Below are 17,139 nucleotides of genomic sequence, written 5' to 3' on the forward strand. Positions count from 1 at the left end.
CGACCAGATTTTCAGCACATATATGTTCTCCAGAACCCTGCTTTGCGTGACCCTTTCCGCCATTGCCCTGCCTTCGTTCGCCGACACCGTGTGGTTGAAGAATGGTGATCGTCTGACCGGCAAGATCAGTGTGCTCGACGGCGGCAAGCTGCTCATCGAAACCGAATACGGCGGCTCGATTCCGCTGAAGTGGAGCAAGATCGCCACGCTGGAAAGCGACCAGAAGCTGCTGATCAAGCAGAACGACGTGACCGGCGAGGTCGCCCAGTCGCTGCAGGCAGCCGACGAGGGCAAGGTCGTCATCACAAATGGTGCCGCGCCACGCACGGTGGAGTTGGCGAGTATCACGCAGATCATCCATCCCAAACCGTTGATCCAGGATTTCACTTGGAGCGGCAACGTCGATGTTGCGATGGATTACAAGCGCGCCGAGAACGATACCGATGACTATGACGTCTCGTTCGATACCAAGGCGCGGCACGGGCTCTGGCGCCACAACGGCACCGGTAACTACAACCGTGAGTATCGTGACGGTGTGACGGTCACCGACAACTGGGATGCCGAGTACGCGCTGGACCGCTTCCTCGATCAGCACTGGTTCTGGCAGGGGCGGTTGAGCTACAAGCGCGACCAGATCGAGGACGTGCGCCGTCAGCGCACCATCGGTACCGGTCCCGGTTACCAGTTCTGGGACAACGAGCTGGGCGCCTTCTCCCTGGCAGGGCTGATCAACCGTAGCGACTACGAGTTTGCCGACGGCGAAAAGGAGAACTTCTACCTGGCGGTGATGAAGTGGGACTACAACCGCTACCTGGTGGGCAAGACCTTCGAGCTGTTCAGTACCGGCGAACTCGGCAAGCCGCTGGAGAACGTGGCCGATTACGCGCTCGATGCCGAGGTCGGCCTGCGTTACAAGGTGACCGACTGGGCTTCGCTGAACATGAAGGCAGAGAAGGACATCATCAGCGGTGCCGACAACGATCTCGACTTGACCCGCTACAGCATCGGTTTCGGCGTGGGCTGGTAAGCCTTATCGATCCGGTGTGCATATATAAGAAAGGCAGCCATCTGGCTGCCTTTCTTCTTTGGCCCTGACGCCCCGATCAGAGACGCAGCCCGCCGTCCAGTTCGAGGATGCGGCCGGTGTAATAGTCGTTCTCGAAGATGTACGCCACCGAGTGGGCGATCTCCGCCGGCTTGCCCATGCGCTTGAGCGGAATGCCGGACGTCATTTTCTCCAGGGCTTCGGGCTTCATGCTGGCGACCATCTCGGTCTCGATGAAGCCGGGCGCCACGCCTGCCACGCGAATGCCGTAGCGCGCCAGCTCCTTGGCCCAGACCACGGTGGCCGAGGCCACGCCGGCCTTGGCCGCGGAGTAGTTGGTCTGGCCCATGTTGCCAGCGCGGGAGATGGACGAGATGTTGATGATCGCGCCTTCGCTCTTCAGCTCGACCATCTTTGCGGCGACTTCGCGAGTGCAGAGGAATACGCCGGTCAGGTTGACGTCGATCACGGCCTGCCACTGCGCGAGACTCATCTTGCTGATCTCGCCGTCCTTGACCTTGAGCAGCAGGCCGTCGCGCAGGATGCCGGCATTGTTCACCAGGCCATGCAGGCCGCCAAAGTCTTCGGCCACGCGCGTGACCATGTCGCTGACCTGCTCTTCGTTGGCGACATTGCACAAGTAGGCGCGTGCCTCGCCGCCGCCGGCCTTGCAGGCGGCGACGGCCTCGTCCAGACGCTCCTGGTTGAGGTCCACCAGCGCCAGTCGCGCGCCCTTGCTCGCCAGGTACTCGGCCATGGCCCGGCCGAGGCCCTGGCCGCCGCCAGTGACGATGATGACTTTGTCTTGAAGCTGCATGCCTAACTCCATGTGGTCGTTCTGCTGCGGGAACGACGCCCGCCGGGGAAACCGTTATGCTGAGCGCCCATCGATCCGGACCCGTCTCGAGGAGCCTCAGGTGAGCGCCGAAGCCAGCAAGCATGCCCGACAACTCCTGCTCAAGGAATACCGCGGCGTGCTCGCCACCCATTCCCAGGCCATGCCCGGCTTTCCGTTCGGCTCGGTAGTGCCTTACTGCCTGGACGCCAATGGCTGGCCGTTGATCCTGATCAGCCGCATCGCCCAGCACACGCGCAATCTGAAGGCCGATGGGCGGTGCTCGCTGCTGGTCGGCGAACGCGCCGCCGAGGATGTGCAGGCGGCCGGCCGACTCACGCTGCTTGCCGAAGCCCGTCAGCTCGCCGAGCCCGCTGCAATCGAGTCGGCGGCACAGCGCTACTACCGCTACTTTCCCGAGTCGCGCGACTACCATCGTGTGCATGACTTCGATTTCTGGGTGCTGGAGCCGGTGCGCTGGCGCTACATCGGCGGCTTTGGCGCGATCCACTGGCTGGACCGCGTGGCGCTGGCCAATCCCTTCGCGGTCGAGAGCGGCGAGGTGGAGCAGAGCATGGTCGAGCACATGAATGATGACCACGCCGCTGCCATCGCCCGCTATGTCGAACAGGCCGGGCTGCCGCAGAGCGCGCCAGCGCAAATGGTTGGGATCGATAGCGAGGGCTTCCATCTGCGTATCGGCCAGGCACTGCATTGGCTGGCGCTTCCGGAGCCATGCGAAACGCCAATGGCGGTGCGCCAGGCGCTGGTTGCCATGGCGCGAGGTTGAGGGGATTCAGTTTCGCTTCAGCCGTGTCGCGCATAATCCGGTTACAGGCCGATTGTCACCCGGGTTGAATTAGACCCCTTCTGCCGCCATCTACAGAGGACTGGAAGCTGATCTTCCGTCAAGGACCATCGATGCGAATCTTCTTTGTACTGTTTCTGTTGTTTCCGCTGGCCGAGCTGTATGTGCTGATCAAGGTCGGCGGCTCCATTGGCGCGCTGGCGACCATCCTGCTGCTGGTGCTCAGTGGCATCGCCGGCATTCTGCTGCTGCGCCTGGCGGGTTTCGCCACCGCCTGGCGCGCGCGTGAGCGTCTGGCACGCGGTGAACTGCCTGAGCGCGAGATGCTGCAGGGGCTGATGATGGCGATCGGCGGCGGCTTGCTGTTTCTGCCCGGCTTCATCAGCGACGTGCTGGCGTTGATCGTGCTTTTCCCGCCGACTCGCAACTTCCTGTTCCGTCAGATCAACCGGCGGATCGAAGCGCAGGTGCGCCGCCAGCGCGCCTTTGCCGACGATCTGCAGGCACGCTCCAACCCGCAACGGCCGAACGTGATCGAAGGCGAGTGGGAGCGCAATGACCGCGACCGCTAAGCTGCTCAGCCGACAATCCGGCATGCCATCAGGCATGCCGGTTTCGTTTGTGGCCATGAAAATTTCATCTGCGCCCCTTGAAATGCACTTGAACGCCCGCATGTAGCGGACACCGCAAGGTCGCTGTCGTGTTCGACAGTCCGTCTTCTGCGGCTCGCATTGCGGGCCGCAACCGGCACCGCCGGATTTGCCCAACCCGCCGATGAAGGTCATCGGCATGGAACAACTCTACTAGGAGAGATCGACAATGAAGCTTCGTCCTCTGCATGACCGCGTCGTGATTCGTCGCAGCGAAGAAGAAACCAAGACCGCAGGCGGCATCGTCCTGCCGGGCTCCGCTGCCGAGAAGCCGAACCGTGGCGAAGTCGTTGCTGTGGGTACCGGCCGCGTGCTGGACAACGGCGAAGTACGCGCCCTGGCCGTGAAGGTCGGTGACAAGGTGGTGTTCGGCCCTTACTCGGGCAGCAACACCGTCAAGGTCGACGGCGAAGATCTGCTGGTGATGAGCGAGAACGAAATTCTCGCCGTCGTCGAAGCCTGATCACCCGCGAATCTCCGTAAATAATTCACGAATTGAGGATCAATCAACATGGCTGCTAAAGAAGTCAAATTCGGCGACTCCGCACGCAAGAAGATGCTGGTCGGTGTAAACGTCCTGGCTGATGCCGTTAAGGCGACCCTCGGCCCGAAAGGCCGCAACGTCGTGCTGGAGAAGAGCTTCGGTGCTCCGACCATCACCAAGGACGGCGTTTCCGTCGCCAAGGAAATCGAGCTGAAGGACCGCTTCGAGAACATGGGCGCCCAGCTGGTCAAGGACGTTGCGTCCAAGGCCAACGACGAGGCCGGTGACGGCACCACCACCGCTACCGTTCTGGCCCAGGCTATCGTCAACGAAGGCCTGAAGGCTGTCGCTGCCGGCATGAACCCGATGGACCTGAAGCGCGGCATCGACAAGGCCACCATCGCCATCGTCGCCGAGCTGAAGAACCTGGCCAAGCCGTGCACCGACTCCAAGGCCATCGCTCAGGTTGGCACCATCTCCGCCAACTCCGACTCCTCCATCGGTGACATCATCGCCGAAGCCATGGAGCGTGTAGGCAAGGAAGGCGTCATCACCGTCGAGGAAGGTTCGGGTCTGGAGAACGAGCTGTCCGTCGTAGAAGGCATGCAGTTCGATCGCGGCTACCTGTCGCCGTACTTCATCAACAAGCCGGACACCATGGTCGCCGAGCTGGACAGCCCGCTGCTGCTGCTGGTCGACAAGAAGATTTCCAACATCCGCGAACTGCTTCCGGTGCTGGAAGCCGTTGCCAAGGCCGGTCGTCCGCTGCTGATCGTTGCCGAAGACGTCGAAGGCGAAGCCCTGGCGACTCTGGTGGTCAACAACATGCGCGGCATCGTCAAGGTTGCTGCAGTCAAGGCCCCGGGCTTTGGCGATCGCCGCAAGGCCATGCTGCAGGACATCGCCATCCTGACTGGCGGTACCGTGATTTCCGAAGAAGTCGGCCTGAGCCTGGAAACCGCTACCCTGGAGCACCTGGGTAACGCCAAGCGCGTCGTGCTGAACAAGGAAAACACCACCATCATCGACGGTGCTGGTCAGCAGGCCGATATCGAAGCCCGCGTTGCGCAGATCCGCAAGCAGGTCGAAGACACCACCTCCGACTACGACAAAGAGAAGCTGCAAGAGCGTCTGGCCAAGCTGGCCGGCGGTGTTGCCGTGATCAAGGTCGGTGCCGGTACCGAAGTCGAGATGAAAGAGAAGAAGGCCCGCGTTGAAGACGCCCTGCACGCGACCCGTGCTGCCGTCGAAGAAGGCGTGGTTCCTGGCGGTGGCGTTGCCCTGGTGCGCGCTCTGCAGGCCATCTCCGAGCTGAAGGGCGAGAACGAAGACCAGAACGTTGGTATCGCACTGCTGCGTCGCGCTGTCGAAGCGCCGCTGCGCCAGATCGTCTCCAACGCCGGCGGCGAGCCAAGCGTAGTGGTCGACAAGGTCAAGCAGGGCGAAGGCAACTACGGCTTCAACGCCGCTTCCGACACCTACGGCGACATGATCGAGATGGGTATTCTCGACCCGGCCAAGGTGACCCGTTCGGCTCTGCAAGCTGCAGCGTCCATCGGCAGCCTGATGATCACCACCGAAGCGATGATCGCTGAAGTGGCTGAAGACAAGGCCGCCGGCGGCATGCCGGACATGGGTGGCATGGGCGGTATGGGCGGCATGGGCGGCATGATGTAGTGCGACGAGAGTCGCTATAGGTAGAAGCACCTAGCGGGCTACATCTTAGGTGATCACCGGTTGAACCGGTGATCACTTTCCCGCAGAAACAGCTTAAAAAACCCGAAGTCCGGGCGTCAAAACCCGGATTTCCGGCACTCACAAGGTGCTTAGAATTCGGCGTAATGTCGCCTATATATCGTGATTTTCTCTCTGGAAATCATCAGAACGATATGCGTACTGAGCTTGCAGATTTTGAATCACTGCGAGGGAGGTATGGGAAATCGTGTCCAAAGAGCTGGCCTGCTCCTATCTATAGGGCGCAAGCCATAGCTGTCATTGTCTCACCCGGAAACCGCAAGGTAGAGGGGCGCGAGACCTTTTGTTCAGCCAAAAGTAGCCTAGGGATAGTGCGTCGCTGGTAACGGCGGGGTGCGAAGCTTCCTGACAATGTAGTCCCATGATTCTGTGGTGTGTGGTCGCCGCGAGGCACCATGCAGACCCTGCGAGCAACACGCGGGTGAGACGCTAGGCTGGTTGGTATGGCCAACGTAAGTGAACTGCTGATAAACACCGTCAACCGCATGGAGCCAAAGTTGCTGATAGGCTTTGACCAAAATGGTGCATGACTGGTTGTCCCTTTTACATCTGGGGGCACGCTGACATTGAGTCATCGGTGAATAGGCAGGGCCTAACCCATCCTTGTGACGGTTATGGAACTCGGTAAGCCCGTATTTTCGCCATTGGCCTGTATGGCAAGGCAGGTCGACCGTGAGGAAGACTGTTGAAAATGCGGGTAGAGGATGTCGGATAAAGCGAATGCCTCCCTGTAATGGGGTTGGATAAGGGCTCTGCCCTGACTGGAAACGGTGCTGACTTCCGACTGGTCTTTGATCGCGAGAAGGCCTGTAAAGCCATCAAGAACAGACGTTTGTCGGTTTGACCGGCTGCGTCTAACTCATAGAAATCCCTTGCGGGGCAGTGTACTCACTCCCCCACAAGGGCGACGTGCGTCTACTGCCCTCTGGGGAAATCTTCTCTGGAGGAAAAGCAAGATGAGTGCGTCTGAAATAGAAGTACCTGCGTCCTCCCATCTGGCCATCAGTTGGCATTCGATAGACTGGGAAACAGGTCATCGACAGGTGCGAGGGCTACAGGTACGGATCGCGAAGGCAGCCAAGAATCAGCAATGGCGGCAGGTGAAAACCTTGCAGCGTATGCTGGTTCGCTCGTTTGCCGCCAAGGTATTGGCGGTTAAACGGGTCACTGAAAACCGGGGTCGCAGGACTCCCGGCGTCGATGGGGAAACCTGGAGCACGCCTGAAAGCAAATGGAAGGCAGTTTTTCGGTTAGAGCGCAGGGGCTACAAGCCCCGGCCACTGCGGCGGATTTACATTCCCAAAGCAAATGGCCAGCGTAGACCGCTGGGGATTCCGACGATGCTGGATCGAGCGATGCAGGCGTTATACCTGCTGGCACTTGAACCGGTGTCTGAGACCACAGCCGACCGAAATTCCTATGGCTTTCGCCCTCACCGTTCCACGGCAGATGCAATCGAGCAATTGTTCGTCAATCTCGGTCGCAAGCATTCTGCGCAGTGGGTCATGGAGGGCGATATAAAGGGATGTTTCGACAACATCAGTCACGACTGGCTGATCACTAACGTCCCGATGGACAAAGTGGTTCTAAGGAAATGGCTGAAAGCGGGATATTTGGAATCCGGTCGATTGAATCCGACAGGGGCGGGAACTCCGCAAGGAGGGATCATCTCGCCCGTATTGGCCAACCTGGCCCTTGATGGACTGGAAAAGGAGCTCGAATCTCGGTTCGGGCAGCGTAATACCAAAGCCAGCTACAAGACCAAGGTCAACTATGTGCGATACGCAGATGATTTCGTCATCACCGGCATCTCGAAAGAGCTGCTGGAAAACGAGGTGAAGCCACTCGTCGAAGCCTTCATGGCCGAGCGGGGGTTGAGCCTTGCGGTGGAGAAAACGTTGTTCACGCATGTATCGGATGGGTTCGATTTCCTCGGTCAGAATATTCGCAAGTACGGTGACAAGCTGCTGATAAAGCCAGCCCACAAGAACGTGAAAGCATTTCTGGCCAAGGTTAAGGCGTTGGTTGAAGCGAACAAAGCGGCACCGGCCAGCCTGTTGATCAAGCAGCTCAATCCAGTTATTCGGGGTTGGGCCAATTATCATCGGCCGATTGTCGCCAAGCAGACCTTCAACTACGTGGATTACAGGATCTGGAAATTGCTATGGCGATGGTGCAGGCGGCGACATCTGAATCGCTGCAAACGTTGGATCAAGGAAAAATACTTCAAGCGCGTGGGAACACGTAGTTGGGTATTCTCCGGGCTACACCCCAGCGGCAAACTGCTCCACTTGTTGTACGCCAGCGATACGCCGATCAAGCGGCACACCAAGATCAAGGCGGAGGCTAACCCATACGCCCCAGAGGACGAGATGTACTTCGAGCAACGGCTGGAATATGCGTGGCGAAGCTCGGACGAGGGGAAGCGGAAGACGCTGACGCTGTGGCTTGGCCAGAGCAAGCGCTGCCCGATGTGCAAGCAGTTGATTACGTTCGAAAGCGGGTGGAACATTCACCATGTTATCGAGCGGCACAAGGGCGGATGCGACGAGCTGGGCAATCTGGTGTTGTTGCATCCCAACTGTCATCGACAGTTACACAGTGCGGCACCGGCTCTTTCAACTGAGAAAGGGCTTACAAAGGCTTGAGCTGTATGCGGGGAAACTCGCACGTACAGTTCTTAGGGGAGGGACGGTCAGTAATGGCCGTTTCTTACCCGACAGCCGACCGGCCCTTAGCTACAAAAAGAACCCCGCCTCGTGCGGGGTTTTTTTATGCCTGCTGAACAGTGACGTCACAGGCCGTACATACCGTTCGTCCAAAATTGCACAGGAATTAAACAACTGAACTACGGTCAGTTAACTACTCGCTTAATCAAGGGCTTACGCCATGAAGCTGGAAATAGCTCGAGGATTGTTCCTGGTTGGCGCTCTGGGAGTGACCACGCTGTGCGTGGCGGCCTGGAATGAGCCCGGAGCGACGCTGGTGCAGAGCAGCGAAAGCCGCAGCTATTGCCCGGTGCCGCCTGGTGGGCGCCCGCAGTTCGAGGCGATGCGGCCTGATCAGGATTTGCTGTTGTTGCTGTATGGCCTGTCCCAGGGCATGCGGTGAGCTGGAGGCTATCCTCGCAGGCCACACCGCACTCAGCCGGCGCTCGGTACGGCCGCCGCGGACGGGCTTTGGTCGGGCTTGGCCAGCAGGTCATAGACCGCCGGTAGCACGAACAGGGTGAACAGCGTGCCCACCGACATGCCGGTGGCAATCACCAGGCCAATGTCGAACCGGCTGACCGCGCCGGCCCCACTGGCGATGATCAGCGGCACCATGCCGAACACCGTCGCCGCTGTGGTCATCAGCACCGGCCGCAGGCGAATCGCCGCCGCTTCTTCCACCGCTTCGCGTCGACTCAGGCCCTGTTCGCGGCGCAGCTGATTGGCGAACTCGACGATCATGATGCCGTGCTTGCTGATCAACCCGATCAGTGTCACCAATCCCACCTGCGTATAGATGTTCATGCTCGACAGGCCGAGGAATAGCGGCACCAGTGCACCGCACACCGAAAGAGGCACAGTGACCAGGATCACCAGCGGATCGCGGAAGCTCTCGAACTGCGCCGCCAGGACCAGGAAGATCACCGCCAGTGCCAAGGCGAAGGTCAGATACAGCGCGTTACCTTCCTGGATGAACTGCCGCGAAGCGCCGGCGTAGTCGAAGCTGAAACCGTCGGGTGCCTCTTCGCGGGCTATGGTCTGCATGGTCTCGATGGCTTCGCCCATGCTGACGATCGGGAAGCCCTGAATCGTCGCGGCGTTGAGCTGCTGAAACTGTTTGAGCTGGGTGGGGCGCGCGCGGTCGCGTACCTTGATCAGTGTCGACAGCGGCAGCATCTCGCCTTGTCCGTTGCGTACGTAATAGTTGCTCAGCCAGTCAGGGTTGTCGCGGTAGGCGCGCTCGACCTGGGCGATGACCTTGTAGCTGCGGCCTTCGATGGTGAAGCGGTTGATCTCGCCTTCGCCGAGCAGGGTGCTCAGGGTAAGGCCGAGATCTTCCATGGACACACCCATCTGCGCGGCCTTTTCGCGGTCGATCTCGACCACGATTTCCGGCTTGTCGAAGGCCAGGTCCACGTCGAGGAAGGCGAACTTGCCTGATTCCTCGGCGCGCTTGCGGATGCGCTCGGTCACCTGCAGCAGCGTCTCGTAGTCGTTGGCGGTGTTGATGACGAACTGGAACGGCAGACCTTCACCGGTGCCCGGCAGGGAGGGCAGGTTGAAGCCGAAGATCTGCAGGCCAGGCAGGCGATCGAGCTTGGCCTGGACCTCCGGAAGGATCTCCATCTGCGAGCGGTCGCGTTCGTCCCAGGGTTTGAGCAGGAAGCCGCCGATGCCACTCTGTACGCCATCGAAGCCGTTGATCTGGAACCAGGAGTAGTACTCCGGGAAACTCTGGAAGATTTCCAGAAACTGATCGGTGTAGGCGTTCAGGTAGTCCAGGTTGGCGGTTTTTGGTGCGCTGGCCATCATGAAGACGATGCCCTGGTCCTCCTCCGGTGCCAGCTCGCTCTCGGTGAACATCAGCAGGGCGGGAATCAGCGCCAGCACGAGCACGGCGAACACCAGCACCACCGGCCGGGTATTCAGCGTGCCGTGCAATGACCGTTGATAGCGCTGCTTGAGCCGCTCGAACAGCTCGTCCAGGCGATGGGCGAAGCCACTCGGATTTTCTTCGTGACGCAAGAGTTTCGAACACATCATCGGCGATAGCGTCAGCGCCACCACGCCTGAGATCAGTACCGCCCCGGCCAGGGTCAGGGCGAACTCCTGAAACAGTGCCCCGGTCAGCCCTTGCAGGAATCCGATGGGCGCATAGACAGCTGCGAGCGTGATGGTCATCGTTACCACCGGCATGGCGATTTCCCGTGCGCCGTCGATGGCCGCCTGAAACGGTGACTTGCCTTGCTCGATATGCCGGTGGATGTTCTCCACCACGACGATGGCGTCGTCCACCACCAGGCCGATCGCCAGCACCATGGCCAGTAGCGTCAGCAGATTGATCGAGTAGCCCATCGCCTGCATGAAGAACAGCACGCCAATCATCGACAGCGGAATGGTCACCACCGGGATCAGCACGGTACGCAACGAGCCGAGGAAGAGGAACACCACGACGATGACGATCACTGCGGCTTCGGCCAGGGTCTTCACCACCTCGTCGATGGAGGCCTGGATGAACTCGGTGGCGTCGTAGGCGATGGTCGCCTTCAGGCCCGGCGGCAACTGTGCCTCGATCTGCGGCATGATCGCGCGCACTTCCTTGATCACGTCCAGCGGGTTGGCGCTGGGTGTGCCCTTGATGCCGATATAGACGGAGGGGATACCGTCGAACGAGCTGATCGAGTTGTAGCTTTCGGCGCCCATCTCCACCCGCGCCACATCACCCAGCAGCACGCGACTGTCGCCCTGCGTGCGCAGCGGGATGGCGGCGAACGCTTCCGGCGTCTTCAGCTCGGTGTCGGCGTTGATGCTGGTGACCACGTACTGGCCCTTCACTTCGCCGGCCGCCGAGAGGAAGTTGTACTTGCGCACCGCCTCGTTCACGTCGCTGGCGGAAACCCCATAGGCCGCGAGCTTCACCGGGTCCAGCCAGAGGCGCATGGCGAACACCTGGTTGCCGAGAATTTCCGCTTCGGCCATGCCCGGCAGCGTTGCCAGCTTGGGCTGGATGACCCGCGACAAGTAGTCGGTGATCTGCGGATTGCTCAGCTGGTCGCTGTAGAAGCTGATGTACATCAGCGCGGTGGAGTCGGCCGCCTGCTTGTTCAGCACCGGGTCCTCGGCATCCTGCGGCAGCTGGTTCTTCACCGAGTTGGCCTGGCTCAGCAGCTCGGTGTAGAGGCGATCGGTGTCGGCACCGATGCGCGCATAGACCGAGATCACCGAGGCGTTCTGCTGGCTGACCGAGGTCATGTAGTCGACGCCTTCGGCGCTGGCCAGACTCTGCTGCAACGGCTGGGTGATGTAGCCCTGGATGGTCTCGGCGTTGGCGCCGGGGTAGGCGGTGGTCACCGTGATCAGCGCACTTTCCATCTGCGGGTACTGACGGATGGTCAGGCTGTTGAAGGCCTGGATGCCGAGCAGCACGATCAGCAGGCTGATGACGCTCGCCAGCACGGGGCGGCGGATGAAGGGGTCGGTGAACGCCATGGGAAGTCCCTGGAACCTTGTCTGAGTCTGCTGTGCGTCGGGCCTGCCGCGTGAGGAACAGGCTTTTTCTATTCGGTCGCCGGCTGCTGAGAGCCTTCCAGCTTGAGCGTGCGGCTTTCGGCGATGGCGACATGGGTGCCGCTGTCCAGCTTGAGCTGGCCGGCGGTGATCACCTGTTCGCCGCCCTCCAGGCCGTCGAGGACGACCGTCAGTCCGTCGCGCCGCTCGCCGGTGGTGACGAAGCGGCGCTCGACCACCAGGTAGGGCTCGTCGCTGCTGACGCCTTCCGGCGGCGTGCCCTCGGTCACCAGCAGCACCGAGTTGCCATACAGGGTGTAGGTGATGGCGGTTTCCGGGACCACCACCTGGGCTGTCTCGGTCGGCAGCAGCACCTGCAGGTCGGCGAACATGCCGGGCAGCAGACGCCCGTCCGGATTGCCGAGTTCGGCGCGCACCTGGACGTTGCGGGTGGTGGTCTCCACCTTTGGGTTCAGCGCGCTGATCACGCCTTCGAAGCGTTCGCCGGGATAGGCGGCGACCTGCAGCTGCACTCGCTGGCCGAGCTTCAGCAGCGGCACATGCTGTTCGGCGAGGAAGAAGTCGACATACAGCGTGGACAGGTCCTGAAGCGTCGCGATTGGCGTGCCGGCGGCAATATAGTCGCCGACATCCACCTGACGGATGCCGATGGTGCCGGAGAAGGGCGCCAGGATGCGCTTCTTCGACAGACTGGCGCGCAGCTGCGCGACGCTGGCCGCGGCCTTCTGCGATTCGGCATTGAGCCGGTCGTACTCACTGCGCGAAATGGCCTGGCGATCCAGCAGGCTACGCGCGCGCTGGAATTCCAGGCGCGACAGGTTGAGGTCGGCTTCGGCGCTGGTCAGGCTGGCCTGCTCCATCTCGCTGTCGAGCAGCACGATGGCCTGGCCCTTGCTGACCTTCTCGCCGGACTGGAACTGCACGTCGGTAATCGTTCCGGCGATCTCGACGCTGAGGTCGATGCCCTGCGACGCCTTGAGCGTGCCGATGGCTGGCAGGCGGCTTTGCCAGTCCATGCGGCGGGCGAGCTCGGTTTCGACGTCGATCGCAGGCTTGGGCGCCTGGAACTGTTGAATCTGCTGATAGATCGAGTTGAATTTGAGCGCGGCAAGAATCGCAACGACGACGACAACCGCGCCCAGCATGAACAGCATGCGGCGCAACATTTTCCGATTTCCTTGGAGATGTGAGCCGGCTGTCTACTGCCGTGATCGAGGCAGCCGTTCGAACGGTCCGGTCGCCAGCTTCGGCGACCTGCTGGCACCTGACTCAGCAGGACCGGAGAGCGAGGAACTTAGCCCCGAAACGAGGCCAAGTAAAGGAGGAGCGGGGCGGAAAGCAGCGCAGGTGTGGGGCGGGCGACAGACTGTCGGCCCGCCCGCAGATCATCAGCCGGCAAGGCGTTGGGTGACTTCGGTAAGTTGCGCCGACAGCCCGTGCAGGTTCTGGCTGGCGGTTTCGGTGCGCTCGACGTTCTGCTGGTTGATGGTGGCGATGGAGGTGATCTCGGTGATGTTGCGCGAAATGTCTTCGGCCACCGCGGTCTGCTCCTCGGCGGCCGTGGCGATCTGGCGGTTCATGTCGCGGATCGCCTCGACCGCTTCGGTGATGCGCTGCAGCATCTGACCGGCCTCGGTCACCTGGCCGACGCCCTGTTCGCTGCGCGCCTGACCGCTCTCGATGGCGCGTACGGCATTGCTCGCGCCGGTCTGCACGGTATCGATGATCTGGTGAATCTCGGCGGTGGATTCGGCGGTGCGCTGGGCCAGGGTGCGCACCTCGTCGGCGACCACGGCAAAGCCACGGCCGGCGTCACCCGCTCGGGCCGCCTCGATGGCGGCATTGAGCGCGAGCAGGTTGGTCTGGTCGGCGATCCCGCGGATCACCTCCAAGACCTTGCCGATGCGCCCGCTATCACCCTCCAGGCGGCGGATGACGTCTGCCGTGCTGGCGATCTCGTTGCTCATGTCGGTGATGGTGGCGATGGTGCCGCGCATCACCGCTTCGCCCAGCTGGGCGGAATGGTCGGCGGCGTCGGCGGCCTGCGCGGCTTCGGCGGCATGCCGCGAGACTTCCTGGGCGGTCGCGGACATCTCGTGCATCGCCGTGGCGACCTGGTCGGTACGCGAGAACTGCTCGCGGGCGCCGTCGGCCATCAGCCTGGCGATGGCGTTCAGCTCGCCGCTGGCACTGTCCAGATTCGAGGTGCTCTGCTGCAGGCGGGTGAAGGTGTCGGCGAGGAAATCGCGCAACACGTTGGCGGCGGCGGCGAGGCGGCCCAGTTCGTCGCTGCGGCTGGCATCCACGCGGTCGGCGAACTTGCCCTGGCTGAGGCGTGCGATGTGCTCGATCAGGTTGCGAATCGGTTCGATGATCCGGCGATTGACCAGCCACAGGCTGAACAGCGCCACCACCACGCTGGCGAGGATCATGATGATCGGGCCGAGGGATGCGGTGCTCTGTGCATCGGCACGGATGGTTTCCGAGCGCTGCGCGGCAGCATCGCCCAGCCGTTTGACCAGCTCGCTCAACTGAGCGCTGGTCGCCCGGTCGATACCGGCCACTGCGGCATCGCCGGCGAGCGGGTCGCTGTCGGCGGCGATGTAGGCATCCAGGCCCTTGCGATAGGCAACGCCGAGCGTGCGGTGCTCGCTGCGCAGGCTCTCGATCTGCCTGGCCAGCTCCGGCTCGTCGGCGCTCGATACGAGCAGGTCGCCGAGAATCTTCTGCACCTTGGCTTCCTGGGCCTCGAACTGGCTCCAGTAGCGGTTGCGTGACTCAGGCTGTTTGCCGCGCAGCAGCACGTTCTTCCATTCCTGAACCTGGACCTTGAACTCGAGGTTGGCCTCGTCGATCAGTTGCACTTCGGCCAGCGGGCCGTCGAGCAGCGTCTGGAAGTGGTCGATGTTGTTGCTGAGCAGGCGAATGCAGGCGAGGGCGATGAGCAGCGTCAGCAGCAGGCTGCCACCAATCAGCGCGAGTATCTGCGCGCGCAGGGATTTCTGGAGCATGGGCAAGGTCTCGTCATTTGGGAAACGTCAATGAGCATCCCTGCCGTTGCCCAGCATCATCGGCCGGGTGATGTTTTTCTTGAGCTAGACAATGCGCAGATGGTTGTCCCAGAGCCCCGCCGGCAGGTCCAGCGGCGTGCTGGCGATGCGTTCGCCACGGCAGTCGAACAGGCGGCAGCGGCCTTGCCCGGAGCTGACCACGAAGCCCTCGGCGACTGCCGCGACGCCCGCACAATCGGGCACATGGGCCGCCTGGCGCAGCTCGGCGCTGTCCAGGTCCCAGATGAACAGCTTGTTGCCACGCGGCGCGGTGACGGCCAGCAGGCGCAGCTCGTCGTGGATGGCGAGGCTGGCGGTGTACTGGTTCATGATCTGCCGCTGTGCCTCGCCCAGCGGAAAGTGCTGGAAGGGCTGCCCGGGCCGCTTGATCGCCAGCAGCGGGATGCGGTCCATGGCGTCGCCTTCGTACTGCTGGCCGCTGACCACGGTACCGTCGGCGGCGACGGCGAGGTGACGCACGCTGTTCATCTGCTCCGGCAGCTGTTCCTTGCTGACCAGCGTACCGTCGCGGCGCAGCAGCACCAGGCTCGGCTCCATTGCATCGAGATTCATCATCTCGCGGCTGTCGGCCTCGGTGCGGATACCGCCATTGGCGATGACCAGGGTTTCGTTGTCCGGCATCCACAGCAACTGGTGCGGGCCGATACCATGGGTGGCGTGCTCGCCTACGCGCACCAGCTGGCGGTCTTCCAGGCGATAGACGCCAAGCACGCCACGGCCGGCATCGGCGGTGTCGTTTTCGGTGGTGTAGAACCACTCGCCGTCCTTGTGAAACACCCCGTGCCCATAAAAGTGACGCTCGGCCGGCGAGGCCATGACCTGCAGCAGACGACCGTCACGCGAGTCGATCAGGTAGCTCTCGCGGCTCGGGCGACGGCCGACGAACACCGCCAAGGGCAGGTACGGGTGCGGGTAGACGTCATGGCAGCGTTCGGCGACCGGTGTGGCGAACACCTGGCTGCCATCGAGGCGGTAGCCGACGGCGTAGTGTTGCCCGTCGGCGCCATCACGCGCGGAGAGCAACACCTGCTGCCCGCCGTGACGCGTCAGTGTCCAGCCAGCGATGCCGCTGGCGGCAAGCATGGCACCGGTCAGGCCAAGCAGGGTGCGGCGTTTCATGATCAGTCTCCGTCGTGCGCGTTGAAGCCGATCTGTACGCCGAGGGCGCGCGCCAGCTCGAGCTGGTGCAGGCGATGCAGTTGGTCGATCCGCTGGTACAGCGCGTCGAGCTGCGCACGACTCTCCTCGTTGGCGAGCATTTCGCCGAACGGCTCGGACATGGCTTTCAGTTGCTGCAGCAGATCGGCGTAACCGGCGTCGATGCGCTTGGCCAGATCAGCCTGCTCTGCGCCGAGCAGCGCGCGCAGACCGTCCTGATCGGCACCCAGCCACAGGCTTTCGGCGCCTTTGACGGCGGCGGCGATATTGCTCAGGGTCGTGTCGCTGCGCCAGCCTTCGGCCTGATACGGCTGCGGATGGCCCTTGGTCTGGCGGCCGAGCGGCGCGCCGAGCTTCTTCTTCAGGCCGTCGAGGGCCGTGACCTGGACGCGCAGTAATTCGGCGATGGCTTCGCTCGGTTCGGCATAACGCTCGTTGGGAAAGCCGCGCAGCTGATCGGCCATGCCGTCCTTGTCCTGCCATTGCTGCAGGACGTTGGCCGCGAGCTGCTGCTGGTGCTCGCCGATTGCGCTCAGCAACGGGCAGTAGCGCGCCTTGGTGGCCGGGTCGGCGAGGTCGATGCTGTTGTCGAAAAGGACGTACTCGTAGGCGCTGAGCCCCTGCACCACGACGCTGGCGTCGTCCAGGTCGGCCTGGGTCAGCTCGGGTTTGGCCTTGAGCAGTGCCGTCACCTGGCGCGCAACGAGGTTCTTCTTGTCCGGCCAGAACTGGACTTGCCAGGCCAGATTGCCTTCGCCCATGGGACCGATCAGCAGCGGCTGCAGACCGGCCCATGCGGTTTGCGCATGCACGAAGGCTGCATGCGCCTCGTCCAGGGTCTGGTTGTCGGCACAGAAGGCGATGGAGCTGGCCGCCAGGCGGCGGTCGGCTTCCGACCACTGGGTATAGGCCGGCAGTAACACGCCATCGGCCAAGGCTTTGCTGGTTTCGGCCTGCGGGTCGGCTGGCGTGCAGGCGCTCAGCAATAAGGCGGTGAGCAGAGCGCCACTGGCGACGCGCAAGTTGTTCGAACGGATCATGGTGTCCTCATCGGCAGGGCCGGTTTGCAGCGCTTTCGCGCCGGGAAAGCATGG

General features: G+C 62.1%; 13 protein-coding genes. 7 read left to right on the forward strand and 6 right to left on the reverse strand.

From position 1 onward, the window contains the following. The first annotated feature begins 22 nt into the window (after positions 1–22). Positions 23–1,027, forward strand: coding sequence for a DUF481 domain-containing protein (locus P5704_019470; GenBank protein ID WOF78179.1), 1,005 nt, complete (start codon positions 23–25; stop codon positions 1,025–1,027). Between the two features lie 76 nt (positions 1,028–1,103). On the opposite strand, the gene P5704_019475 is transcribed toward P5704_019470, so the two are convergent. Continuing rightward, entirely contained in the window at positions 1,104–1,862 is a 759-nt protein-coding gene (locus P5704_019475) for an SDR family oxidoreductase (GenBank protein WOF78180.1), read from the reverse strand. A gap of 100 nt (positions 1,863–1,962) precedes the next feature. On the opposite strand from P5704_019475, the gene P5704_019480 reads away from it, so the two are divergent. The 6 genes from P5704_019480 to P5704_019505 all read left to right on the forward strand — a co-directional run bounded on the left by P5704_019480 (position 1,963) and on the right by P5704_019505 (position 8,688). After that, positions 1,963–2,670 carry a DUF2470 domain-containing protein gene (locus P5704_019480; GenBank protein ID WOF78181.1) on the forward strand — a complete coding sequence of 236 codons (708 nt, stop codon included), beginning with the start codon at positions 1,963–1,965 and terminating at the stop codon, positions 2,668–2,670. 131 nt (positions 2,671–2,801) lie between these two features. After that, positions 2,802–3,260, forward strand: coding sequence for an FxsA family protein (locus P5704_019485; protein ID WOF78182.1), 459 nt, complete (start codon positions 2,802–2,804; stop codon positions 3,258–3,260). 247 nt (positions 3,261–3,507) lie between these two features. Continuing rightward, complete coding sequence (locus P5704_019490) at positions 3,508–3,801, forward strand: co-chaperone GroES (protein ID WOF78183.1); 294 nt, start codon at positions 3,508–3,510, stop codon at positions 3,799–3,801. Between the two features lie 48 nt (positions 3,802–3,849). Beyond that, positions 3,850–5,499 carry a chaperonin GroEL gene (gene groL / locus P5704_019495; protein WOF78184.1) on the forward strand — a complete coding sequence of 550 codons (1,650 nt, stop codon included), beginning with the start codon at positions 3,850–3,852 and terminating at the stop codon, positions 5,497–5,499. Between the two features lie 1,034 nt (positions 5,500–6,533). Continuing rightward, positions 6,534–8,225, forward strand: a complete 1,692-nt coding sequence (gene ltrA, locus P5704_019500) for a group II intron reverse transcriptase/maturase (protein WOF78185.1) — start codon at positions 6,534–6,536, stop codon at positions 8,223–8,225. Between the two features lie 241 nt (positions 8,226–8,466). Next, a complete protein-coding gene (locus P5704_019505; GenBank protein WOF78186.1) occupies positions 8,467–8,688 on the forward strand; it encodes a hypothetical protein in 222 nt (73 codons plus the stop codon). Positions 8,689–8,720: 32 nt separating this feature from the next. Here P5704_019505 and P5704_019510 read toward each other — a convergent pair whose 3' ends face one another. From P5704_019510 to P5704_019530, 5 genes are all read right to left on the reverse strand, one after another. After that, positions 8,721–11,777, reverse strand: a complete 3,057-nt coding sequence (locus tag P5704_019510; GenBank protein WOF78187.1) for a multidrug efflux RND transporter permease subunit — start codon at positions 11,775–11,777, stop codon at positions 8,721–8,723. 68 nt (positions 11,778–11,845) lie between these two features. Continuing rightward, positions 11,846–12,982 (reverse strand): efflux RND transporter periplasmic adaptor subunit, encoded by a 1,137-nt coding sequence (locus P5704_019515; protein WOF78188.1) that lies wholly within the window; start codon positions 12,980–12,982, stop codon positions 11,846–11,848. 222 nt (positions 12,983–13,204) lie between these two features. Then, entirely contained in the window at positions 13,205–14,827 is a 1,623-nt protein-coding gene (locus P5704_019520; GenBank protein WOF78189.1) for a methyl-accepting chemotaxis protein, read from the reverse strand. An 84-nt stretch (positions 14,828–14,911) separates the two neighbouring features. Continuing rightward, positions 14,912–16,006 carry a DUF1513 domain-containing protein gene (locus P5704_019525; GenBank protein ID WOF78190.1) on the reverse strand — a complete coding sequence of 365 codons (1,095 nt, stop codon included), beginning with the start codon at positions 16,004–16,006 and terminating at the stop codon, positions 14,912–14,914. A gap of 2 nt (positions 16,007–16,008) precedes the next feature. Then, complete coding sequence (locus tag P5704_019530; GenBank protein WOF78191.1) at positions 16,009–17,085, reverse strand: imelysin family protein; 1,077 nt, start codon at positions 17,083–17,085, stop codon at positions 16,009–16,011. Positions 17,086–17,139 lie beyond the last annotated feature (54 nt).

Origin of the sequence: Pseudomonas sp. FeN3W, from assembly GCA_030263805.2 — a bacterium.
Classification (GTDB): Bacteria; Pseudomonadota; Gammaproteobacteria; order Pseudomonadales; family Pseudomonadaceae; genus Stutzerimonas; species Stutzerimonas stutzeri_G.